Annotated in this window: 18 protein-coding genes; 9 read left to right on the top strand and 9 right to left on the bottom strand. The window is 70.5% G+C overall.

Going from position 1 to position 22,702, the window contains the following annotated elements:
* Positions 1-9 precede the first annotated feature (9 nt).
* Positions 10-198: a hypothetical protein gene (locus tag ACWEQO_RS12820; protein ID WP_361453165.1), complete on the bottom strand. Its 189-nt coding sequence runs from the start codon at positions 196-198 to the stop codon at positions 10-12.
* A 610-nt stretch (positions 199-808) separates the two neighbouring features.
* Between ACWEQO_RS12820 and ACWEQO_RS12815 the strand changes: the two genes are divergently transcribed.
* From ACWEQO_RS12815 to ACWEQO_RS12780, 8 genes are all read left to right on the top strand, one after another.
* Positions 809-4,633 carry a nitrate- and nitrite sensing domain-containing protein gene (locus ACWEQO_RS12815; RefSeq protein WP_452982086.1) on the top strand — a complete coding sequence of 1,275 codons (3,825 nt, stop codon included), beginning with the start codon at positions 809-811 and terminating at the stop codon, positions 4,631-4,633.
* A 9-nt stretch (positions 4,634-4,642) separates the two neighbouring features.
* Positions 4,643-5,056: a roadblock/LC7 domain-containing protein gene (locus ACWEQO_RS12810; protein WP_361453153.1), complete on the top strand. Its 414-nt coding sequence runs from the start codon at positions 4,643-4,645 to the stop codon at positions 5,054-5,056.
* Between the two features lie 111 nt (positions 5,057-5,167).
* Positions 5,168-5,563: a DUF742 domain-containing protein gene (locus ACWEQO_RS12805; protein WP_452982083.1), complete on the top strand. Its 396-nt coding sequence runs from the start codon at positions 5,168-5,170 to the stop codon at positions 5,561-5,563.
* The gene (locus ACWEQO_RS12800; protein WP_452982080.1) at positions 5,544-6,134 is read left to right on the top strand and encodes a GTP-binding protein; all 591 of its coding nucleotides are present in this window, start codon (positions 5,544-5,546) and stop codon (positions 6,132-6,134) included. The genes ACWEQO_RS12805 and ACWEQO_RS12800 overlap by 20 nt, the downstream gene beginning before the upstream one ends.
* Positions 6,135-6,508: 374 nt before the next feature.
* Complete coding sequence (locus tag ACWEQO_RS12795) at positions 6,509-9,757, top strand: nitrate- and nitrite sensing domain-containing protein (RefSeq protein ID WP_452982077.1); 3,249 nt, start codon at positions 6,509-6,511, stop codon at positions 9,755-9,757.
* 10 nt (positions 9,758-9,767) lie between these two features.
* Positions 9,768-10,181 (top strand): roadblock/LC7 domain-containing protein, encoded by a 414-nt coding sequence (locus ACWEQO_RS12790; protein WP_055493648.1) that lies wholly within the window; start codon positions 9,768-9,770, stop codon positions 10,179-10,181.
* A 94-nt stretch (positions 10,182-10,275) separates the two neighbouring features.
* Positions 10,276-10,836: a DUF742 domain-containing protein gene (locus tag ACWEQO_RS12785; RefSeq protein WP_361452913.1), complete on the top strand. Its 561-nt coding sequence runs from the start codon at positions 10,276-10,278 to the stop codon at positions 10,834-10,836.
* Positions 10,817-11,398, top strand: a complete 582-nt coding sequence (locus ACWEQO_RS12780) for a GTP-binding protein (protein WP_266073984.1) — start codon at positions 10,817-10,819, stop codon at positions 11,396-11,398. The genes ACWEQO_RS12785 and ACWEQO_RS12780 overlap by 20 nt, the downstream gene beginning before the upstream one ends.
* Before the next feature lie 149 nt (positions 11,399-11,547).
* On the opposite strand, the gene ACWEQO_RS12775 is transcribed toward ACWEQO_RS12780, so the two are convergent.
* Entirely contained in the window at positions 11,548-11,742 is a 195-nt protein-coding gene (locus ACWEQO_RS12775) for an acyl-CoA carboxylase subunit epsilon (protein WP_452982072.1), read from the bottom strand.
* A 57-nt stretch (positions 11,743-11,799) separates the two neighbouring features.
* Positions 11,800-13,383 carry an acyl-CoA carboxylase subunit beta gene (locus tag ACWEQO_RS12770; RefSeq protein ID WP_361452907.1) on the bottom strand — a complete coding sequence of 528 codons (1,584 nt, stop codon included), beginning with the start codon at positions 13,381-13,383 and terminating at the stop codon, positions 11,800-11,802.
* 434 nt (positions 13,384-13,817) lie between these two features.
* On the opposite strand from ACWEQO_RS12770, the gene ACWEQO_RS12765 reads away from it, so the two are divergent.
* Entirely contained in the window at positions 13,818-14,426 is a 609-nt protein-coding gene (locus ACWEQO_RS12765; RefSeq protein ID WP_361452904.1) for a YceI family protein, read from the top strand.
* A 158-nt stretch (positions 14,427-14,584) separates the two neighbouring features.
* Here the strand turns inward: ACWEQO_RS12765 and ACWEQO_RS12760 are convergent, their stop codons facing one another.
* The 6 genes from ACWEQO_RS12760 to pruA all read right to left on the bottom strand — a co-directional run bounded on the left by ACWEQO_RS12760 (position 14,585) and on the right by pruA (position 22,660).
* Complete coding sequence (locus ACWEQO_RS12760) at positions 14,585-15,940, bottom strand: hypothetical protein (RefSeq protein ID WP_452982069.1); 1,356 nt, start codon at positions 15,938-15,940, stop codon at positions 14,585-14,587.
* A 93-nt stretch (positions 15,941-16,033) separates the two neighbouring features.
* On the bottom strand, positions 16,034-17,638 hold the full coding sequence (cimA, locus tag ACWEQO_RS12755) for a citramalate synthase (protein ID WP_452982066.1): 1,605 nt from the start codon (positions 17,636-17,638) through the stop codon (positions 16,034-16,036).
* A gap of 375 nt (positions 17,639-18,013) precedes the next feature.
* On the bottom strand, positions 18,014-19,102 hold the full coding sequence (locus ACWEQO_RS12750; RefSeq protein ID WP_361452895.1) for a branched-chain amino acid aminotransferase: 1,089 nt from the start codon (positions 19,100-19,102) through the stop codon (positions 18,014-18,016).
* Positions 19,103-19,356: 254 nt separating this feature from the next.
* Positions 19,357-20,400 (bottom strand): 3-isopropylmalate dehydrogenase, encoded by a 1,044-nt coding sequence (locus ACWEQO_RS12745; RefSeq protein ID WP_452982063.1) that lies wholly within the window; start codon positions 20,398-20,400, stop codon positions 19,357-19,359.
* Between the two features lie 98 nt (positions 20,401-20,498).
* Positions 20,499-20,630, bottom strand: a complete 132-nt coding sequence (locus tag ACWEQO_RS12740) for a hypothetical protein (RefSeq protein ID WP_272932900.1) — start codon at positions 20,628-20,630, stop codon at positions 20,499-20,501.
* A 389-nt stretch (positions 20,631-21,019) separates the two neighbouring features.
* Positions 21,020-22,660 carry an L-glutamate gamma-semialdehyde dehydrogenase gene (pruA, locus tag ACWEQO_RS12735; protein ID WP_361452889.1) on the bottom strand — a complete coding sequence of 547 codons (1,641 nt, stop codon included), beginning with the start codon at positions 22,658-22,660 and terminating at the stop codon, positions 21,020-21,022.
* Positions 22,661-22,702: the final 42 nt, after the last annotated feature.

Genomic DNA, 22,702 nt, shown 5'->3' with positions numbered 1-22,702 from the left:
GGGAAGGCGCTAGTTCGCGGCGGTGGCCGCGACCGGGATCTCCATGAGGACGGTGCGCCGTGGGTTGGCAGTCTGGGCCGGGAGTTCGACGGTGTGCTCCGGGTGGACCGGCGTCTGCAGTTCGGCGGCGCCGTCGAGGTGCGCCAGCGTCGTGCGTCGCGGGTTGGCGATCTTGTGGAACATCGTCGTCGTCTTCACTGTTTACTCGAACCTGTCCTGTTCATGGGGCGTCCGACGGGGTCCGGGGACCGTCCGTCGGACGCGGGTTGTCTGTTTCGCCATCCCTGTAAAGCGTCAGGCTAAACATCTGATTCCCCGCCGATCGCCGCGATGGGCCACGATCACCGTGTGAGTTTGCTCACGAATCGACAGCCAAACAAGACAAACCGGACCGGCATGCCATCCCGCCGAAACGGACATTGACCACCTGAATGGATCATTCCGCTCCTGATCATCGCGACTGGGGCACCCCTCGAGCCCCCTCGAATCAACCCCATTCACCCCCTTTGCCTGAGGCGGACCTCCACGCCGGGTGACGATTCGGACACTCGGCGTCATGTAAGTCACGGCATAACCCTCGGGCCTTGTTGGGGCATCCCGCACTGTGCTGGAATTCCCCGGACCGCCGCAGTTATCGATCCGGCGCACAGGGGGCGCACAAACGCGCCATCGTGGCGGTGAGCAAGGGGGAACCCACGCCGGTCACTCACGACCACCACGGGGGCGTATTCAGGGCGCCCCTACTCACGCCGACACCGTGTCCCGCCGTTCGCGCGGAGGGGCGCCTGGTCCAGAGGTTGCGACGCTAGTGCAGGGACGTTTCAAGAGGGATGGCAGCGCTCCGGCTGAGCCGGAGCAGCACGGCGGGACTGGCCCCAGGGCCGTCGGCTCCTCGCCCCAGCACGCCCAGAACCAGAACCCGGCCGCGAACGGTGACGGCGAACGACCCGGCCGCCCCGGAACCGCACCCGGAGGGCTGGCGGACACGCCCCCGGTTCCGTCCCCGCAGCCGAAGGAGTCCGAGGGCCCGGGGTCGCGCATGGCCCTGCGCAACTGGCGTATCTCCACCCGTCTGGTGTCGCTGCTCGCGCTCCCGGTGGTCGCGGCCACCTCGCTGGGCGGCCTGCGTATCAACCAGTCGATGGACGACATCCAGCAGCTCGACAACATGAAGCTGCTGACGGACATCACCCAGCAGGCCACCGAACTGGCCCACGCGCTCCAGGAGGAGCGCGACCAGTCGGCCGGCCCGCTGGCGCACGGCGGCAAGGCCACCGACTTCGGGGTCAAGGGCCACCGTGAGAAGACCGACCGCGCGCGGAAGAACTTCCTCGACAGCTCCGAGGAGATCAACAACGCCAGCCGGGACGGCGACCTCAAGGGCATCCGGGACAACCTGGTCCAGCTCGCCGGCAACCTGGGCGACCTCGAGAAGATCCGCAACACGGCCTATGTGTCGGGGGAGAACTCCACCCAGACCGTCGAGGGCTACCACCGTCTGATCGAGAACCTGATCGACCTCTCCCAGGACATGGCCGAGGCGACCAGCAACCCCGAGATGATCCAGCGCACCCGCGCCCTGGCCTCCTTCTCCTCCGCCAAGGAGTACGCGTCGATCCAGCGCGCGGTCCTCGCGGCGGCGCTGCCCGCCGGCAACGACACCTTCGGCAAACTCTCCGAGAACGACCGGCTCTACGCCGAGTCGGCGCTGGAGAGCCAGAAGTCCGAGCTGCGCAGCTTCAAGAGCATCTACGGCGAGGACAAGGCCACCGAGCTGCTGCTGCCCATCGAGGACGGCAACGCCACCATCAAGGCCACCGACAAGTACGCGAACCGCGCCCTGGTGTCGGCCGACGGCCTGGAGTCGATGGCCAAGCGGTCCTACCGGGACTGGCTGGACGACAGCTCCACCAAGATCCAGCAGATGAAGAACGTCGAGCACACGCTGCTCGAGGAGATGGAACAGAAGGCCCGTGAGCTGCGCAGCGCCACCGAGCGCGACGCGATCATCTCCGGTGCGCTGATCCTGCTCGTGCTCGGTGTGTCGCTGGTCGGCGCCTTCGTCGTGGCCCGCTCCATGATCCGCTCGCTGCGCCGGCTCGAGGACACCGCGACCAAGGTCGCCCAGGAACGCCTGCCCGAGCTGGTCAAGCAGCTGTCCGAGTCCGACCCGCAGGACGTCGACACGTCCGTGGAGTCGGTCGGTGTGCACTCCCGGGACGAGATCGGCCGAGTGGCCGCGGCCTTCGACGACGTGCACCGCGAGGCGGTCCGCCTCGCCGCCGAGCAGGCCCTGCTGCGGGGCAACGTCAACGCGATGTTCACCAACCTCTCGCGCCGCTCCCAGGGTCTGATCCAGCGCCAGCTGTCGCTGATCTCCGAACTGGAGTCCCGCGAGGCCGACCCGGACCAGCTGTCCTCGCTGTTCAAGCTCGACCACCTCGCCACCCGCATGCGCCGTAACGGTGAGAACCTCCTCGTCCTCGCGGGTGAGGAGCCCGGCCGACGGTGGACCCGCCCGGTCCCGCTGGTCGACGTGCTCCGTGCCGCCGCGTCCGAGGTGGAGCAGTACGAGCGCATCGAGCTGACCGCCGTGCCGACCACCGAAGTGGCCGGCCGGGTCGTCAACGACCTCGTGCACCTGCTGGCCGAGCTGCTGGAGAACGCGACCTCGTTCTCCTCCCCGCAGACCAAGGTCAAGGTCACCGGTCACGCGCTGCCCGACGGCCGGGTGCTGATCGAGATCCACGACACCGGTATCGGTCTGTCGCCGGAGGACCTGGCGGCGATCAACGAGCGGCTCGCCTCGCCGCCCACCGTGGACGTCTCCGTCTCCCGCCGCATGGGTCTGTTCGTGGTCGGCCGGCTGTCGCAGCGGCACGGCATCCGCATCCAGCTGCGCCCGTCCGACTCCGGTGGCACCACCGCGCTGGTCATGCTGCCCGTCGACGTCGCCCAGGGCGGCAAGAAGCCCCAGGGCAAGCCCGGTCAGCCGGGTGTCGGCGGTCCCGCCGCCGCCCAGGCCGCGGCCGGTGCCGCGGCGGCACGGCGGTCCGCCGGTGGCGGTCAGTCCGGCGCCGGTGCCCTCGGTGGCGGTGCGCCCGGTGGCGGCAGGCTCGCCGCCGGCCAGGGTCCGCGGGCCGCGCTGCCCGGACGGGACGGCCAGGGCCGGCCGGGCGCCCCGGGCGGGGCACGTGGCCCGCAGGGTCAGCCGGGCAGGTCTTCGGGGCCATCGCTGTTCGAACAGGGCGGCTCTCCCTCCGCGCAGGGCCAGGGCCGTCCGGCCCCCGCGGGTGCCGGCTACGGCGGTCAGGCTCCGGGCGCCCCGCAGGGGATGCAGGCCCCGGGCCAGGGCGGAGCGCAGGGCCAGGACCTGTTCGGCGGCCGGGGCTCCGTGCCGCCGCAGCGGGGCAACGGCAACGCCGAGCGCGGCCGTCGTCCGCAGCTGCCGCCGCGCGGTGGTCCGCGCGCCGAGCTGCCCGGCGGCGACCAGCAGCAGCCGCGGGTGCCCAGCTGGAGCGACGAGAACGCCCAGCCGCCGGCGCCCCGGGCCCCGCTGGACGCCCCGCGCGGCCACGAGGAGCCGGACGTCTCCCGCACCAGCCCCATGCCGCGGTTCGACAACCACCAGGCTCCCGACGCGACGGCCGAGATGCCCCGCTTCGACGACCGGCAGAACCCCGGCTCGCCCACCGGCTACGGCGCCCCCGGCCCCGGAGTTCCGCAGAACACCGGCCAGTACGCCCGGCCCGACGCGAACAGCGCCCAGTTCGCCCGCGGCGACGTCTACGGCACGCCCCCGAACCAGTACAACGGGCAGAACCCGTCCGACACCGGCCAGTTCGCCGCTCCGCAGCAGGGCTACGGCAGCGGCTCCGCCGACCGGTACCCGGCTCCGGAGCAGAACGGCGGCGCTCCCGCGCGGCACGCCCTTCCGGAGCGCCCGAACCTCGCGGACCCGGCCTCCACCGGCCAGTTCGAGCGTCCGCAGCCGAACGGACCGCGGGGAAGGACGGATGCCGACTTCGGCGACCGGCGTCCCGCGGCTCCGCAGCAGCAGCCGGGCCACGGTCCCGCGCCGCAGCAGCCCGCGCCGCAGCAGCCCCACAACGGCCGCGCGCCGAGCGACGCCTGGGCGCTGCCGCCGGCGTCCGGCCCCGGTGACGGGCGCACCCCCCTCTACGACACCCTGGAGACCAACTGGTTCCACGGTGCCCGGGAACAGGAGCAGGGCAATCCCCCCGCTCCGGCCCAGCAGCCGCAACAGCAGCAGCCGTCGCAGCCGCAGCAGCAACCTCAGCAGCCGCAGGGGCCCACCGGCCCCCAGCCGGCCGTCACCTCCACCTGGCGCAGCTCGCCCAACGACGAGCTGGTCCGGCAGGCCGAACGCGTCCGGAAGCCGGCCGCGGGCGGCGTCACCACCTCCGGCCTTCCGCGCCGGGTGCCCAAGGCGAACCTCGTCCCGGGCACGGCTCAGGAGCAGACCCACCAGAGCGGTCCGCAGGTCTCGCGCGCGCCCGACGACGTGCGTGGACGACTGACCAATCTCCGTCGGGGTATCGCACAGGGTCGTCAGGCCGGGTCCAACCAGACCGGTAGCTTCCCTCGACCCACTCACCAGCAGGAGCGTTAGTTGAGCCCGATGAGCCAGGCGGCACAGAACCTCAACTGGTTGATCACCAACTTCGTGGACAACACCCCCGGGGTGTCCCACACCGTCGTCGTGTCCGCCGACGGCCTCCTCCTGGCGCTCTCCGAGGGCTTCCCGCGCGACCGCGCGGACCAGCTCGCGGCCGTGGCCTCGGGACTGACCTCCCTGACGGCCGGCGCCTCCCGCATCTTCGAAGGCGGCAAGGTCGCCCAGACGGTCGTCGAGATGGAGCGGGGCTTCCTCTTCCTGATGTCCGTCTCCGACGGATCGTCGCTGGCCGTCCTCGCTCACCCCGAGTGCGACATCGGCCTCGTCGGCTACGAGATGGCACTCCTGGTCGACCGTGCGGGAGCGGTCCTCACCCCGGACCTGCGCGCCGAGCTACAGGGAAGTCTGCTCCACTGACCGGCCCCGGCACCACCCGTCTCACCACATCACCGTCCGGCCGCCACAATCCCCCCACCGGCCCCGTCAGACGGCTTGACTGACCGACTTGCTGTCCCGTCCGGAGGACCCATGACCCCGCCCACCGCCTCTCATGATCCGTATGCGGAGCCGTACGAGGACGAGGACGACCAGCCACTGGTACGTCCGTATGCGATGACCGGTGGCCGGACCAGGCCCCGCTATCAGCTGGCCATCGAGGCACTGATCAGTACGACGGCCGATCCGGCAGCGCTCATGGGGCTCCTCCCGGAGCACCAGCGCATCTGCCATCTGTGCCGTGAGGTGAAGTCGGTCGCCGAGGTGTCGGCGCTTTTGAACATGCCGCTGGGCGTGGCCCGGATCCTGGTGGCGGACCTCGCCGAGGCGGGTCTCGTCGCCGTTCACCAGCCGGGCGGCGACGAGAACACCGGCGCACCGGACGTGACACTGCTCGAAAGGGTGCTCAGTGGACTTCGCAACCTCTAGCGGCGAGGCGGTCTCCGAAAGCCGCTCCACCACTTCCGCGAAGATCGTGGTGGCGGGCGGTTTCGGCGTGGGCAAGACCACGTTCGTCGGTGCCGTCTCGGAGATCAATCCCCTGCGCACCGAGGCCGTCATGACGTCCGCCTCGGCGGGTATCGACGACCTGACCCACACCGGGGACAAGACCACCACCACGGTGGCCATGGACTTCGGCCGTATCACCCTGGACCAGGACCTGATCCTGTACCTCTTCGGTACGCCCGGCCAGGACCGTTTCTGGTTCATGTGGGACGACCTGGTCCGCGGCGCCATCGGCGCGGTCGTGCTGGTGGACACCCGCCGGCTGGCCGACTGCTTCCCCGCGGTCGACTACTTCGAGAACAGCGGCCTGCCGTTCGTGGTCGCCCTCAACGGCTTCGACGGACAGCAGCCGTACCAGCCGGAGGAAGTGCGCGAAGCGTTGCAGATCGGGCCCGACACCCCGATCATCACCACCGACGCCCGGCACCGTTCGGACGCCAAGAGCGCGCTGATCACTCTGGTCGAGCACGCGCTGATGGCACGGCTGCGGTAGTCAATGCCATAGCTGTACAAGGCAGTTGCTGTAGATGTGCCGGCGCCGGCCGTGTCCGAGGACACAGTCGGCGCCGGCGTTCATAACGTTTCGGCAGAGGAATCGCGCCATGCCGACACTCGATGCGTTCGGACCGTTCCCCTATGCGCACGAAGGCCCCGCCTTTTGGCGGGGCTCACCCCCTTTGACCGTTTTATCTGCGGTTCACATCACGCCGGAACCTCTCCGTCCGCTGTTTGGAAGAGCACTGGTCGGCATGCTGGAATGCCTGGACTGCCCATTGGTCAAAGACACACTCAGTAGTCGTTGGCATGCCGGGCTCTGAGACACTGCGGCACAACGTTGGTGCCGACCGCCGAGAGGTTGTTGGTCGAGTGAGGCGAAGCACGAGCAGTCCCGAGCCATCGGCCCGGGGCAACTTCACCCCGCCGCCGCGCACAGCGGCGCCCACCCCCGGGCACGACGCGGAACCGACAGCCCCGCCCACCCCGAGCGGCGGTCGCTTCTCCCCGCGCAACTGGCGGGTGGCGACCAGGCTGAACGCGATCCTGCTCGTCCCCGTGCTGGTCGGCCTGGTCATGGGCGGCTTCCAGGTGAAGGGCTCGATCGACACCTGGCAGGAGGCCGAGGACGCGGAGAACACCGCGCGTCTGGTGCAGGCCTCCCTCACCTACGCCAACGCCCTCTACCAGGAACGGGACAGCACCGCGGCCCCGCTGCTGCAGGGCAAGGGCCAGGACGACCCGGCCGTCGTCAAGGCCCGTGCCGCCACGGACGAGGCGGCCGACGCGTTCGACGCGGCCGCGCAGAACGTGCCGGCCAAGCCGGGCCTGCAGCGCCGTCTGGACCTGCTGCGCGAGTCCGAGCCCAAGCTCACCGCGCTGCGCGAGGCCGCGTACACCTCCAAGCTCAAGGGCGTGGAGACCGAAGAGGGCTACGTCGAGGTGGCCAACCCTCTGATGCAGTTCGCCAACGAACTCGGTCTGGGCACCGGCAACATCACCAGCTACGGCCGTACCGTCTACGCGATCTCGCTGACCAAGGCGGCGGTGTCGCTGCAGCGGTCCATCGGCACGCACCTGCTGGTGAAGCCCGGCCCCACCGACAGCCAGCTCGCCAGCCAGCGCGTCGCACTCTCCTCCTACGCCTACCTCGAGGGCATCGCCGTCCAGGAGTACATCGGCGGCGGCACCGCGGCCGACGTGAGCAAGCTGGACCAGCTCGAGCAGGAGATCAAGGCCGACGGGGCGGAGCAGGCCAAGGAGGCGGCGGCCCAGGACCCGGACTACGTCCCGCCGCCCTCCGACCCGCGCACGATGGTCTCCGAGGTCGCGCGCATCGGCTCCACCGACCCGGCCGCCCGCGCCGAGATAGCCGGCCGCGGCATCACCGTCGAGAACTGGTGGGCGGTCAACACCCTCAAGTTCGACGGCTACCGCCAGATCGAGTCGGACCTCGCCGACGCCGCGGTGGACGAGGCCGCCACCATCGCCGGCGACGCGCAGCGCGACGCCTTCGTCACCGGCAGCGCCGTCGTGATCGCCCTGCTCGCCGCGTTCGTCCTGGCCGGCATGGTGGCCCGCCAGATGAGCCGCTCCATGCGCAAGCTGCGCCACGCCGCCTTCGGCATCGCCGAGCAGCGGCTGCCCACGCTGGTCGACCAGCTCTCCCGCACCGACCCCGGCCGGGTCGACACCCGGGTCGCCCCGATCCCGATCACCTCCACGGACGAGATCGGCGAAGTCGCCCGCGCCTTCGACCAGGTCCACCGGGAGGCCGTGCGGCTCGCCTCCGAGCAGGCACTGCTGCGGGGCAACATCAACGCGATCTTCACCAACCTCTCGCGCCGCAACCAGTCGCTGATCGAGGGTCAGCTGACCCTGCTGACCGGCCTGGAGAACAACGAGGCCGACCCGGACCAGCTGGAGAACCTCTTCAAGCTGGACCACCTGGCCACCCGTATGCGCCGCAACGGCGAGAACCTCCTCGTCCTCGCCGGCGAGGAGCCCGGCCGCCGCTGGGACCAGCCGGTGCCGCTGGTCGACGTGATCCGCGCCGCCTCCTCCGAGGTGGAGCAGTACGAGCGTGTCGAGCTGTCGGGTGTCCCCGAGGCCGAGATCCACGGCCGCGCGGTGACCGACCTCGTGCACCTGCTGGCCGAACTGCTGGAGAACGCCACCACGTTCTCCTCCCCGCAGACCAAGGTCCGTGTCACCGCGACCCGTCTCCCCGACGGCCGCGTGATGATCGAGATCCACGACAAGGGCATCGGCCTGACCGCCGAGGACTTCGCGGACATCAACCACAAGCTGGCCAACCCGCCGACCGTGGACGCCGCGATCTCGCAGCGCATGGGCCTGTTCGTGGTCGGCCGGCTGTCCGACCGGCACGGCATCCGCGTCCAGCTGCGCCCCTCGGGCGAGCAGGCCGGTACGACCTCGCTGGTCATGCTGCCGGACGCGATCACCCACGGTGGCGGCGGCGAGGCACAGACCGGCCCGGACGAGTTCACCGTCTCCCAGATCATCCCGGAGCAGAACTACCCGGGTGAGGACTTCAACCAGCAGCAGCAGCCGATGCGCACCGCTGCGGAGCTGGGCTTCGACGACAGCCGCTACGAGGTCCCGGACGACATCCGCGGCCTGGACCCGGTCGGCCGTTCCCGGATGCGCGAGGAGCGGCGGGCGGCCCTGGACCCGCAGAGCCCGCAGCCCGCGCTGCCCGGACCGGAACAGCAGCCCGGCGCCGACGAGTTCGCCGCCCCGCAGGGCTACGGCGACGGTCAGGGCTACGGCGGCGACGGCCAGAACTTCGACGGCACTCCGGCCGGTTACCCGGACCAGCCGCAGCCCGCCGGATACGACCAGCAGGCGTACGGCGACGGGCAGCAGTCCGCGTACGAGGGACAGCAGCAGCCGGCGTACGACGAGTCGTACTACCAGCCGAACGGCGGGCTGCCGCAGGAAGACGGCTTCTCGTCGAACGGCGGCTACCCGGACCCCTCCTACGCCCAGCCGGCCCAGGACGACTGGCCGCAGCAGGACGGCTACCGGAACGGCTACCCGGCGCAGTACCCCGCGGCCGCCCCGGCACCGGAGCCCGCTCCGGCCGCTGACGCGGGCGCGCAGGACAGCGTAGGCTTCAACCGTCCGGGACCGACCCCCTCCGCCCCCCACGAGCTCACCGACGCCGGACTTCCGCGCCGCGGGTCCACCGCGAGCGGCACCGGCGGAGCACGGCGGGCGAACCAGGAGCCGACGGTCCCGGCACCGGCTTCCGCTGCGGCACCGGCTCCGGCTCCGCAGGGCGAGGGCGACAACTGGCGTTCGGCGAACGACGAGCGCTGGCAGCAGGCTTCCTCGCTGCGGAAGCCCAAGGCGGGCGGGGTGACCTCATCCGGTCTGCCGCGGCGGGTCCCCAAGGCCAACCTGGTCGAGGGCGCCGCCGAGACCACCCCACAGGGAGGCCCCCAGGTCTCCCGCGCCCCGGAGGACATCCGGGGCAGGCTGAGCAACCTGCGGCGCGGCGTCCAGCGAGGCCGCGACGCAGGCAGTGAAACGAACGGCCAGGCCACTGGGAATCACCGCAGTGGTCCTGACAGCACCTACAACCAGGAGCGTTAGTGTGAGCCCGATGAGCCAGGCGGCACAGAACCTGAACTGGTTGATCACCAACTTCGTGGACAACACCCCGGGGGTGTCCCACACGGTGGTGGTCTCCGCCGACGGCCTCCTTCTGGCGATGTCCGAAGGATTCCCCCGCGACCGAGCGGACCAGCTCGCGGCCGTGGCCTCCGGGCTGACGTCGCTGACGGCAGGCGCCTCCCGGATCTTCGAGGGCGGCAGCGTGAACCAGACGGTTGTGGAGATGGAGCGGGGATTCCTGTTCATCATGTCCATTTCCGACGGTTCCTCCCTCGCGGTTCTCGCACATCCCGATGCGGACATCGGTCTGATCGGGTACGAGATGGCCCTTCTGGTCGACCGAGCCGGTACGGTCCTGACTCCGGACCTTCGTGCGGAGCTCCAGGGAAGCCTGCTCAACTGACGAAGGGACGGTGCGGTTCGGCGTCCCGTGGCCATAAGGTTTCGGGGCGCGGCTACCACACGATGGGTGCCAGGCACAGTCGGAGGAGGAGAAAGTGGTAACACCACCGGACGGATCGTCTTCGGGCAACTGGTCGTACGACCCCGCACAGGGTCACGACGGTTCCCAGAACCGGTACGGCTACTCCTCCCCACCGGACCACCGGCAGCCGTACCCGCCGCAGGGCCCCGGCCCTTCGCCGTACGAGCAGCCGCGCACCCAGCCCGTGCAGCCGCAGCGCCGTGCCCCCGAACCGACGCCCGCCGGGGCGTCGAACAATCCCCTGGTGCGCCCGTACGCGATGACGGGCGGCCGCACCAGGCCGCGGTACCAGCTCGCCATCGAGGCGCTGGTGCACACCACCGCGCAGCCGCACCAGATGCAGGGTCAGTTGCCCGAGCATCAGCGGATCTGCCACCTCTGCCGGGAGATCAAGTCGGTGGCCGAGATCTCGGCCCTGCTGACCATCCCTCTCGGTGTGGCCAGGATTCTCGTCGCCGACTTGGCGGAGGCAGGACTGGTCGCCATCCATCAGCCCGGCGGCGACGAGAGCGCCGGCGGCCAGCCAGACGTGACACTGCTCGAAAGGGTGCTCAGTGGACTTCGCAAGCTCTAGCGGCGGTCCTTCCCGCTCCACCACTTCCGCGAAGATCGTGGTGGCGGGCGGTTTCGGCGTGGGCAAGACCACGTTCGTCGGCGCTGTCTCGGAGATCAATCCCCTGCGCACCGAGGCCGTCATGACGTCCGCCTCGGCGGGTATCGACGACCTGACCCACACCGGGGACAAGACCACCACCACGGTGGCCATGGACTTCGGCCGTATCACCCTGGACCAGGACCTGATCCTGTACCTCTTCGGTACGCCCGGCCAGGACCGCTTCTGGTTCATGTGGGACGACCTGGTCCGCGGCGCCATCGGCGCCATCGTCCTGGTCGACACGCGGAGGCTCGCCGACTGCTTCCCCGCGGTCGACTACTTCGAGAACAGCGGCCTGCCGTTCGTCATCGCGCTGAACGGCTTCGACGGCCAGCAGCCGTACAACCCGGACGAGGTGCGGGAGGCGCTGCAGATCGGGCCCGACGCCCCGATCATCACCACCGACGCCCGGCACCGCTCGGACGCCAAGAGCGCGCTGATCACCCTGGTCGAGCACGCGCTGATGGCACGGCTGCGGTAGTCCTCCGCGCCGGTTGCGCACTGCCCCCTGCGGCCGTCGGGCTGCCGGGGGCTGTTGTGTGCCGGGGCGCGGGTGGTCGCCCCGGCGGTGCCACGCGAAGGGGCCCCTCCTTGTCACAAGGACAAGGAGGGGCCCCTTCGCGTGTGAGGTCAGCGCCAGCTGTGCGGGGCGCGGAAACCCGGCTCGCGTTCGAGGCGGCGCCAGCCGGCCTTGGCGCGGCCCCGGTGGGTCCGGGCGTCGGAGGCGGGGCGGGTGGCCGCACGGGCCAGGAGGATCGCCGTGATGGCGGCGACTTCCTCGGGCTCCGCGTGGCCCTTCTCGACACGGATGTCAGGTGTGCTCATGGGTGTCAGTCTCCCTGGGAGAGAGGTCCGCGGGGTTGCCGCGATGGGTCCGCCGGGTTACTGCGGCGGGTTGCCGTGCTTACGGGAGGGCAGGTCGGCGTGCTTGTTCTGGAGCATCGCCAGGGACCGGATCAGCACCTCGCGGGTCTCGGCGGGGTCGATGACGTCGTCGACCAGACCGCGTTCGGCCGCGTAGTAGGGGTGCATCAGCTCGGACTTGTACTCCTTGACCATGCGCGCCCGCATGGCGTCCGGGTCCTCGGCCTCGGCGATCTGGCGGCGGAAGATGACGTTGGCCGCGCCCTCCGCGCCCATCACGGCGATCTCGTTGGTGGGCCAGGCGTAGGTGAGGTCGGCGCCGATGGACTGGCTGTCCATGACGATGTACGCGCCGCCGTACGCCTTGCGCAGGATCAGCGAGATGCGCGGCACGGTGGCGTTGCAGTACGCGTACAGCAGCTTCGCGCCGTGGCGGATGATGCCGCCGTGCTCCTGGTCGACGCCCGGGAGGAAGCCGGGGACGTCCAGGAAGGTGAGGATCGGGATGTTGAAGGCGTCGCACATCTGCACGAAGCGGGCGGCCTTCTCGGACGCCTCGATGTCGAGCACGCCCGCCAGCGTCTGGGGCTGGTTGGCGACGATGCCGACGACCTGGCCGTCCATCCGGGCCAGCGCGCAGATGATGTTGCGCGCCCAGCGCTCGTGGACCTCGAGGTACTCGCCGTCGTCGACGATCTCCTCGATGACCTTGGCCATGTCGTAGGGGCGGTTGCCGTCGGCCGGGACCAGGTCCAGCAGGGTCTCGCCGCGGCGCTCCGCGGGGTCGGTGCTCTCGACCCGTGGGGGGTTCTCCCGGTTGTTCTGCGGGAGCAGCGAGAGGAGGTAGCGCACCTCGGCGATGCACGTCTCCTCGTCGTCGTAGGCGAAGTGGCTGACACCGCTGGTCTCGGCGTGCACGTCCGCGCCGCCCAGGCCGTTCTGGGTGATCTCCTCGCCGGTGACGGCCTTGACCACGTCCGGGCCGGTGATGAACATCTGCGAGGTCTCGCGGACCATGAACACGAAGTCCGTCAGGGCGGGGCTGTAGGCGGCGCCGCCCGCACACGGGCCGAGCATCACGCTGATCTGCGGGATGACACCGGACGCCTTGGTGTTGCGCTGGAAGATGCCTCCGTAGCCGGCGAGCGCCGAGACGCCCTCCTGGATACGGGCGCCCGCGCCGTCGTTGAGGGAGACCAGTGGCGCACCCGCCGCGATGGCCATGTCCATGATCTTGTGGATCTTGGTGGCATGGGCCTCGCCCAGCGCACCGCCGAAGATCCGGAAGTCATGGGCGTAGACGAAGACCGTACGGTCCTCCACCGTGCCCCAGCCGGTGATCACACCGTCGGAGTACGGCTTCTTGGTCTCCAGGCCGAAGCCGGTCGCCCGGTGCCGACGCAGCTGCTCGACCTCGCGGAAGGAGCCCGGGTCAAGCAGCAGTTCGATGCGCTCCCGCGCGGTCAGCTTGCCCTTGGCGTGCTGCGCCTGGGTGGCCTTCTCGCTCGGGCCGGCCAGGGCCTGTGCGCGAATCTCGTGCAGTTCGGCCACGCGTCCGCGCGCGTCGGCCGGCTCACCCGACGCCTCATCCAAAACGGTCATGTAGTGACCTTACGAAGCCCACCCGGGAATGCGGGCCGTCGACTCCTCACAGTCTCCGGGGCGTTTTCCTGGTACCACCGAACAGAACCGGGGCAACATGCAGGCGTTCCGACTGCCTGGAGGGCCTGGAGCTTGTAGGGTTTCCATAAAAATGGGGCGTTCCCGGATGTTCTCCCGGGTTCACCCGTTCGGGTCGACCCGCCCCGCAGAGAGCAGCGGCCCGGGGAGCCCGGACGGGCACGGGACATACGGACACGGGGCATGCGAGTACGGAGCATGAAGGACGAGGCCGGAGGGGACCCGTTCCCGGCACCTTCGAGAACACCTCCGAAAGATGTTGAACTTTAAAGGGAATGTGTCTACAGTGGGTCTCGTTGAAAGTGATTGAATATTCAACGGGATCATCCGGTCCCCGTCCCCAGGAGGAACACACCATGGGCATCTTCAGCCGCAAGAGCAACCAGACCACCACCGCGACCGCCCCGGCCGCCGTGAACCCCGAGCTGGCCGCCCTGACCGGCGACTACACGATCGACCCCGCGCACACCACGCTCGGCTTCGTCGCCCGGCACGCGATGGTCACCAACGTCAAGGGCAGCTTCCAGGACTTCACCGGCACCCTGCACCTGGACGGCTCCGACCCGTCCAACTCCACCGCCACCCTCGACGTGGTGATGGAGAGCATCGAGACCGGCAACGCCGACCGTGACGGTCACCTGAAGAGCTCGGACTTCTTCAAGACCGACGAGTTCCCGAAGATGACGTTCCGCTCCACCAAGGCCGAGGCCCTCGGCGGGGACGACTACCGCATCACCGGTGACCTGACGATCCTCGGCACCACCAAGCCGCTCACCATCGACCTGGAGTTCAACGGCGCCGCCACCGACCCGTTCGGCAACCAGCGCATCGGCTTCGAGGGCAAGGCCGAGATCCTGCGCTCCGAGTGGGGCCTGACCTGGAACGCGGCGCTGGAGACGGGCGGCGTCCTGGTCTCCGACAAGATCAAGCTGAACTTCGACATCTCGGCGATCCGCAACGCCTGATCCGCCGACGGCGCGGCCCCGACCGCAGCCACCCCCTGAGCGCGCCCGCCCCCCGCCACCCCGTACGGGAGGGCGGGCGCTCGGCGTGTCCGGACGGACCTGACCCCGGGGCGGGCACGGGCGCGAACCCGCTCCGGTTCCCTCCCCCGGTCCGGCGTTCAGAACCCTCCGCCGAAGTCCCCGCCGCCGAAGCCGCCGCCCCCGAAGTCCCCTCCGCCGAAGCCGCCGCCGAAGTCCCCGCTGTCGAAGTCGGCGCCGGAGACGTCTCCGCCCGTGTAGCCGCCGAAGTCTCCGTAGCCGGAGCCGTAGTCGGCCGCGTAGGAGGGGCCCGCCATCATGCCGCCGAGCACCGTGCCGACCAGCAGACCGGGCAGCAGGCCGCCGCCGAAGTAGCCGCCCGCCCAGGGGCCGTAGGCCGGGCCCGCCTCCCAGTAGGGGCGGCGGCCCAGGTCGGTGTCGACCTCGCGGACGACCGGCTCGTGGCCGTCGGCCAGGCGGGCCCGGTCCGCCGCGCAGACCGGGACCTCCCGCTCGGTGCCGCCGGGGGGCTGCCAGAGGGCGTCGGCGACCGAGGGGCCGTGGCGCGGGTCGAAGAAGCAGGGCGGCCTGCGCTCCGGCAGCGGCCGGCCCGCCCGGCGGGCGTCGAGCCGAGCCAGCGCGAAGCGGCCGTCCTCCACGGCCTGGGTGACCGCGCGGACGTCCTCCGGCCTGCCGGCCGCGTCCATCAGGTGCTTGGACTGCTCGTAGGAGTCCAGCGCGCGCCCGTAGTCGGCGCGCATGGCGTCGTCGGCACCGGGCTCCCCGGGGTGGAAGTCGAGCCGGTCGAGTTCCTCGCCGAAGGCGGTGATGTCCTCGTCGACCACCACCCGCAGCTTCTCCAGCGCGGCCCGCTGCTCCTCAGCGTGTTCCATGGTCCGGCGCCGGTTGCGCCGGGACACCGCGTACACGCCCGCGCCGCCGGCGGCCAGCAGGGCGCCGGCGGTGATCAGCCCGCCGACGGAGACCCCGTCGGCCCCGCCGCTCCAGGAACTCGGCGCCGACCCGCCGGTGTTGCGCAGCGCGTCGTCGACGAAGTCGTTCAGCTGGGCCTTGGCGTCGCCCGCGTCCTGCGTGGCCGTGACCAGGTTCTGCACGCCCTGGCGGCTCAGCACGCTGCTGTCGGCACGCGCGTCGAACTCGTCGCCGAGCCGGATGCCGTACAGACCGGTGATGCCGGTCTCGGTACGCAGGTTCCGGAAGAGGTTCTCGGTGGGGTAGCCGGCCGGGAGGACCGCCACCAGGACGGGTTTGTCCGCGTCCTCGATCTTGTTCGCGAGGGCCTCGGCGTCCGACTCGGACAGGATGCCCCTCGCCTCGGGATCGACGTAGACGGGGCTCTCGCGCAGGGCCTGGGCCACGGTCGAGAGGTCGGTGGCCGCGTGCGCGCCCGGCGCCCCGGCCAGCAGGACCGCCAGCGCGGCGGCCACGGGCACGATCAGCAGGCGTACGAGGGTACGCGTCAGCGCGTCCTTCATATGTTCGAAGCTACCCGAACCGGGGTGGAAACGGGCATCGGGCCCGGCAGGGGTTCCTCCGCGACGGCGCGGGGTCCCTGCCGGGCCCGCCGCTCAGGCCGCCGGGTCGACCCCGGCCCGCAGCAGGCCGTAGGTGTACGCGTCCTCCAGTGCCTGCCAGGACGCGGCGATGACGTTGTCCCCGACCCCCAGGGTCGACCACTCCCCCGCGCCGTCGGACGTGGAGATCAGGACCCGGGTGGTGGAGTGCGTGCCGTGCTTGCCCTCGAGGATGCGGACCTTGTAGTCGACCAGTTCCAGCTTGGCGAGCTGCGGGTAGATCCGCTCCAGGGCGACGCGCAGGGCCCGGTCCAGGGCGTTGACCGGGCCGTTGCCCTCCGCCGTGGCGACGATGCGCTCGCCCTTGGCCCACAGTTTCACCGTGGCCTCGTTGGCGTGGGTGCCGTCGGGGCGGTCCTCGACGATCGCGCGCCAGGACTCGACCTCGAAGTACTTCAGCTGCCGGCCCTCGGCCTCCGCGCGCAGCAGCAGTTCGAAGCTGGCGTCGGCGGCCTCGTAGGTGTAGCCCTTGAGCTCGCGTTCCTTCACCCGCTCCACGACCCGGCCGACCAGTTCGCGGTCGTCTCCCAGGTCGACGCCGAGTTCCTTGCCCTTGAGCTCGATGGAGGCGCGCCCGGCCATGTCGGACACCAGCATCCGCATGGTGTTGCCGACCCGCTCGGGGTCGATGTGCTGGTACAGGTCCGGGTCGACCTTGATGGCGGAGGCGTGCAGGCCGGCCTTGTGGGCGAAGGCGGAGACGCCCACGTAGGGCTGGTGGGTGGAGGGGGTGAGGTTGACGACCTCGGCGATGGCGTGCGAGATGCGCGTCATCTCCCGGAGCCGTCCCTCGGGCAGGACCTTCTTGCCGTACTTGAGCTCCAGCGCCGCCACCACCGGGAACAGGTTGGAGTTGCCGACCCGCTCGCCGTAGCCGTTGGCCGTGCACTGGACGTGGGTGGCGCCCGCGTCGACCGCGGCGAGGGTGTTGGCGACCGCGCACCCGGTGTCGTCCTGGGCGTGGATGCCGAGCCGGGCGCCGGTGTCGGCGAGCACCGTCGAGACCACGGCCTGGATCTGGGCGGGAAGCATGCCGCCGTTGGTGTCACACAGCACGACGACGTCGGCGCCGGCCTGCGAGGCCGTGCGGACGACCGACTTGGCGTACTCGGGGTTGGCTCGGTAGCCGTCGAAGAAGTGCTCGCAGTCGACGAACACCCGGCGGCCCTCGGCCCTGAGGAAGGCGACGGTGTCGCGGACCATCTCCAGGTTCTCGTCCAGGGTGGTGCGCAGGGCGAGCTCGACATGGCGGTCGTGGGACTTGGCGACCAGTGTGATCACCTGCGCGCCGGAGGCGAGCAGCGCCCGGACCTGCGGGTCCTCGGCGGCGGTGGTGCCGGCGCGGCGGGTGGCGCCGAAGGCGACCAACTGGGCGTTCCGGAACTCGATCTCCTGCTGGGCACGGGCGAAGAACTCGGTGTCCCTCGGGTTCGCGCCCGGCCAGCCGCCCTCGATGAAGCCCACACCGAAGTCGTCCAGGTGCCGCGCGATGGCCAGCTTGTCGGCGACCGTGAGGTTGATGCCCTCGCGCTGGGCGCCGTCGCGCAGGGTGGTGTCGAAGACGTGGAACGAGTCGTCGGGCTCGCTGGTTGCGGTCATGGTCTCAAGGCTCCTGATGTTGGATCTCGGTCTACCGGAATGACCGGTTCCACCGTCCCCCCATGGTCCCTCGCGCCGGTTCCCCGGCTTCTGGTGGGCCAGGAAACAGAAAAACCCCTCGCGGGTGCGAGAGGTCTGCGCGCGGGTCGAGGACGACGATGTCCGCCCGTACGTTGTCGTACGGACGGTCACTGCGGACCGGCGCGCCTGCTGCCAATAATCGTGGCGAACGAGAGCACGGGGGCAGTGTGGCACAGACCGGCCCCGCGATCACCGTCCGTCTCAGGATGCGGGCGCTGGGTGCCCACCCCGCGTCGCCCGGACGGGCCGCCGCGGACGGTGGGGTCCGGGCGGCCCCGGCGGGGCGGACGGGAGTCAGCCCAGGGGGTGCATCCAGCCCTGCTTGTCCTCGGCCGTGCCGCGCTGGATGTCGAGCAGGGCCTGCCGCAGGCGCAGGGTGACCTCGCCGGGCTCGCCGCCGCTCTGCCGCCACTCGCCGCCGGCCCGCTTGACGGTGCCGACGGGCGTGATGACGGCCGCGGTGCCGCAGGCGAACACCTCGGTGAGGGTGCCGTTCTCGGAGTCGCGCTGCCACTGGTCGACCGAGACCCGCTCCTCGACGGCCTCGTAGCCGAGGTCGCGGGCGACGCTCAGCAGGGAGTCACGGGTGACGCCCTCCAGGATGGAGCCGGTGAGGGCCGGTGTGACGATCTTGTCGCCGTACACGAAGTACAGGTTCATGCCGCCGAGCTCCTCGACCCAGGTGTGCTCCACGGCGTCGAGGTAGCAGACCTGGTCGCAGCCCTTGGCCGCGGCCTCGGCCTGGGCGAGCAGCGAGGCGGCGTAGTTGCCGCCGGTCTTCGCGTCGCCCATGCCGCCGGGGACGGCGCGGACGCGGTCCTCGGAGACCCAGATGGAGACCGGCTTCACGCCGCCGGGGAAGTAGGCGCCGGCCGGGGAGGCGATCACCAGGAACAGGTACTCGTTGGCGGGCTTGACGCCCAGCCCGACCTCGGTGGCGATCATGAAGGGGCGCAGGTAGAGGGATTCCTCACCACCGTGCGCCGGCACCCATGCCTTGTCCTGCCCGACCAGCGCGTCGCACGCCTCGATGAACGTCTCGACCGGCAGTTCGGGCATCGCGAGGCGGCGGGCGGAGCGCTGGAAACGTTCGGCGTTCTTCTCCGGGCGGAAGGTGGCGACGGACCCGTCGGGCCTGCGGTAGGCCTTCAGACCCTCGAAGATCTCCTGCGCGTAGTGCAGGACGTGGGTCGCCGGGTCGAGGGGGATCGGCGCGTAGGGGACGAGCTGTCCGTCGTGCCAGCCGCGGCCCTCGGTCCACTTGATCGTCACCATGTGGTCGGTGAAGTGGCGGCCGAACCCCGGGTCGGCCAGGATCGCCTCCCGCTCGGCGTCCGAGAGGGGGTGGGCGGAGGGCTTGAGCTCGATCGTGGGCGTCGTCATGAGTTGGGTGTCCTTCACCGGTTGTAGTGACGGGCCGCGCTCACGCCCGTACGGCCGGTGGCCAGTGGTAGGACGTCCGAGCATTCCCTCATTCCGCGGCTCCGCGTTCGATTATCGCCCGGGGGCGGCGGAGGAGGGAACACGGGGTGAACGCGGCCCGGTGGTGGTCGATGGTGGCACCCGGCGGGGACATGGGGAAGCCGCCGGGCGGTTGCGACCGGCGGCTTCGAGTGGTGTCGAGTGTGCGCGTCCGGTCAGCCGGCTACGCGTACGGCGAGCGCGTCGCCGATCTCGGAGGTGCTGCGCGCGGGCAGCCCGCCGCGCTCCGCGAGGTCGGCGGAGACGGCCTCCTCGATGCGGGTCGCCTCGGCATCGTGGCCGAGGTGGCGCAGCAGGAGGGCGACGGAGAGGACCGTGGCGCTCGGGTCCGCCTTGCCCTGACCGGCGATGTCCGGGGCCGAACCGTGCACCGGCTCGAACATCGACGGGAACTCTCCGGACGGGTTGATGTTCCCGCTCGCGGCGACGCCGATGCCGCCGGAGACGGCCGCGGCGAGGTCGGTGATGATGTCGCCGAAGAGGTTGTCGGTGACGATGACGTCGAACCGGGCCGGGTCGGTGACCAGGTAGATCGTCGCGGCGTCGACGTGGATGTAGTCGGTGGTGACCTCGGGGAACTCCGCGGCCACCTTGTGGAAGACATTCGTCCACAGGTGGCCGGCGAAGGTCAGCACGTTGTTCTTGTGGACCAGCGTGAGCTTCTTGCGCGGGCGGGCCTGGGCGCGGGCGAAGGCGTCACGCACGACGCGCTCGACACCGTAGGCCGTGTTGACGGAGACCTCGGTGGCGACCTCGTGCTCGGTGCCCTTGCGGATGGTGCCGCCGTTGCCGGTGTAGGGGCCCTCGGTGCCCTCCCGGACCACGACGAAGTCGATCTCCGGCTGCCCCGCGAGCGGTGTGGACACACCGGGCAGGAGCTTCGACGGCCGCAGGTTGACGTGGTGGTCGAAGGCGAAGCGGAGCTTGAGCAGGAAGCCGCGCTCCAGGACCCCGGAGGGGACGCTCGGATCGCCGATGGCCCCGAGCAGGATGGCGTCGTACCGCTTCAGCGCGTCGAGGTCGGCGTCGGTGAGGGTCTCACCGGTGGCGTGGTAGCGCCGGGCGCCGAAGTCGAACTCCTTGGTCTCCAGCTTCACATCCTGCGGAAGGACGGCGGAGAGGACCTTGAGACCTTCGGTCACGACCTCCTGGCCGATGCCGTCACCGGGGATCACTGCGAGATTGATGCTGCGAGACATGCGGGCACCCTACTCCTCGTCCCATGCTCTGACACGAGCCGTCCGGGATGCGGACACCCGCGTGGGGGAACCCCTCGGCCGGCACCGCCCGGAGCGGCTCAGTGGCCGGTCGAGCCGCCGTTGTCCCGGCGGTCGAGGGCGCGCTGGAGGGCGGCCGCGGCGTTCTTGCGGTCGGACTCGCTGGTACGGGAGGCGTGGCGGACGCGGCGGCGGACAGCGGTCTCGGGCATGGGGATCGACTCCTTCGACAGGCATGGTGCGACGGGAACGGCGGGAACCGCGGGAATCGGGAACCACAGAAACCACGGGAACCACGGGAATGCAGTGGGGGGAACGCGTCACCGGAGGGGCGGGGAGCGGGGGCCGCAGGGATTGCCTGCACGGGGGCCCGGCTCACGACCGCCGTTCGCTCGATCGAGCGAGACGTTCGGCTCCTACAAAAGTAAGGGCGCGCGGGGCATCTGTCTGCACAGTTACTCGGACTTCCTACTATCTGAGACGGTGGATCGCGTCACACCGCCGCGACCTGCGAAAACGCCGGACGGGCCAGGTCGTGCGACCTGGCCCGTCCGGCGGTGGGCGGCGGCAGCGGGTGGAAGGTCCCGCTGCCGGGGGGGCGTCAGCCCATGTGCGGGTACGTGTAGTCGGTCGGCGGGACCAGCGTCTCCTTGATGGCACGGGTCAGGGTCCAGCGCATCAGGTTCTGCGGGGCGCCGGCCTTGTCGTTGGTGCCGGAGGCGCGACCGCCGCCGAAGGGCTGCTGGCCGACGACGGCACCGGTCGACTTGTCGTTGATGTAGAAGTTGCCGGCCGCGTAGCGCAGCTTCTCCATCGTGTACGCGGCGGCCGCACGGTCGTTCGCGATGACCGAGCCGGTCAGCGCGTAGTCGGACACCGCCTCCATCTGGGTCAGCATCTCGTCGTAGGCGTCGGCCGCGCTGTCGTCGTAGACGTGCACGGCGAGGAACGGACCGAAGTACTCGGTGCGGAAGACCTCGTTGTCCGGGTCGTCGCACTCGACGACGGTCGGACGGACGAAGTAGCCGACGGAGTCGTCGTAGCTGCCGCCCGCGACGATCGTGCAGGACGGGTCCTCCTTGGCCCGGTCGATCGCGGCCTTGTTCTTCGCGAAGGACCGCTCGTCGATGACGGCGCCGATGAAGTTGGACAGGTCGGTGACGTCACCCATCTTGATGCCGTCGACCTCGGCGGCGAACTCCTCCTTGAACCCGGAGTTCCAGATGGACGCCGGGATGTACGCGCGGGAGGTCGCCGAGCACTTCTGGCCCTGGTACTCGAAGGCACCGCGGGTCAGCGCCGTCTTGAGGATCGCGCGGTCGGCCGAGGGATGGGCGACGACGAAGTCCTTGCCGCCGGTCTCACCGACCAGCCGCGGGTAGGTGCGGTACTTCTCGATGTTGTTGCCGACCGTCTTCCACAGGTGCTGGAAGGTCTTGGTCGAGCCCGTGAAGTGGATGCCCGCCAGGTCCCGGTGCTCGAGCGCGACCTCGGAGACCTCGATGCCGTCACCGGTGACGAGGTTGATGACGCCCTTGGGCAGTCCGGCCTCCTCCAGCAGTTCCATCAGCAGCACGGCGGCGTGGGTCTGGGTCGGGGACGGCTTCCAGACCACGACGTTGCCCATCAGCGCGGGCGCGGTGGGCAGGTTGGCGGCGATCGCGCTGAAGTTGAACGGCGTGATCGCGTAGACGAAGCCCTCCAGCGGGCGGTGGTCCATGCGGTTCCACACGCCCGGCGAGTTGGCCGGGGGCTGCTCGGCCAGGATGCCGCGCGCGTAGTGGACATTGAAACGCCAGAAGTCGATCAGCTCGCAGGGGCTGTCGATCTCGGCCTGCTGGGCGGTCTTGGACTGGCCCAGCATGGTGGAGGCGGCGATGGTCTCGCGCCAGGGGCCCGAGAGCAGTTCGGCGGCGCGCAGGATGATCGCCGCGCGGTCGTCGAAGGACATCGCGCGCCAGCCGGGGGCGGCGGCCAGGGCGGCGTCGATCGCGTCCTGGGCGTCCTGCCGGGTGGCGTTGGCGTAGGTGCCCAGGCGTGCCTTGTGGTTGTGCGGCTGCACGACGTCGAAGCGCTCGCCGCCGCCCATCCGCTTCTCGCCGCCGATGGTGCAGGGCAGGTCGACCGGGTTGTCGGCCAGCTCCTTGAGCTTGGTCTCCAGCCGGGCCCGCTCGGGCGAGCCGGGGGCGTAGCCGTGCACCGGCTCGTTGACGGGGGTGGGGACCTGGGTCACAGCGTCCATGGGTTCCGTACTCTCCTTGACTTGAGCGGTGAGGGGTGAGCG

This window comes from Streptomyces sp. NPDC004051 (assembly GCF_053604275.1).
This window is presented reverse-complemented; position numbering and strand designations above follow the sequence as displayed.

Bases quoted from the DNA above. Each gene is read 5' to 3' on its own strand.
- ACWEQO_RS12810 (WP_361453153.1), top strand. From the start codon at position 4,643: ATGAGCCAGGCGGCACAGAACCTCAACTGGTTGATCACCAACTTCGTG.
- ACWEQO_RS12805 (WP_452982083.1), top strand. From the start codon at position 5,168: ATGACCCCGCCCACCGCCTCTCATGATCCGTATGCGGAGCCGTACGAG.
- ACWEQO_RS12790 (WP_055493648.1), top strand. From the start codon at position 9,768: ATGAGCCAGGCGGCACAGAACCTGAACTGGTTGATCACCAACTTCGTG.
- ACWEQO_RS12775 (WP_452982072.1), bottom strand. From the start codon at position 11,742: ATGAGCACACCTGACATCCGTGTCGAGAAGGGCCACGCGGAGCCCGAG.
- ACWEQO_RS12770 (WP_361452907.1), bottom strand. From the start codon at position 13,383: ATGACCGTTTTGGATGAGGCGTCGGGTGAGCCGGCCGACGCGCGCGGA.
- ACWEQO_RS12765 (WP_361452904.1), top strand. From the start codon at position 13,818: ATGGGCATCTTCAGCCGCAAGAGCAACCAGACCACCACCGCGACCGCC.
- ACWEQO_RS12760 (WP_452982069.1), bottom strand. From the start codon at position 15,940: ATGAAGGACGCGCTGACGCGTACCCTCGTACGCCTGCTGATCGTGCCC.
- cimA (WP_452982066.1), bottom strand. From the start codon at position 17,638: ATGACCGCAACCAGCGAGCCCGACGACTCGTTCCACGTCTTCGACACC.
- ACWEQO_RS12750 (WP_361452895.1), bottom strand. From the start codon at position 19,102: ATGACGACGCCCACGATCGAGCTCAAGCCCTCCGCCCACCCCCTCTCG.
- ACWEQO_RS12745 (WP_452982063.1), bottom strand. From the start codon at position 20,400: ATGTCTCGCAGCATCAATCTCGCAGTGATCCCCGGTGACGGCATCGGC.
- ACWEQO_RS12740 (WP_272932900.1), bottom strand. From the start codon at position 20,630: ATGCCCGAGACCGCTGTCCGCCGCCGCGTCCGCCACGCCTCCCGTACC.
- pruA (WP_361452889.1), bottom strand. From the start codon at position 22,660: ATGGACGCTGTGACCCAGGTCCCCACCCCCGTCAACGAGCCGGTGCAC.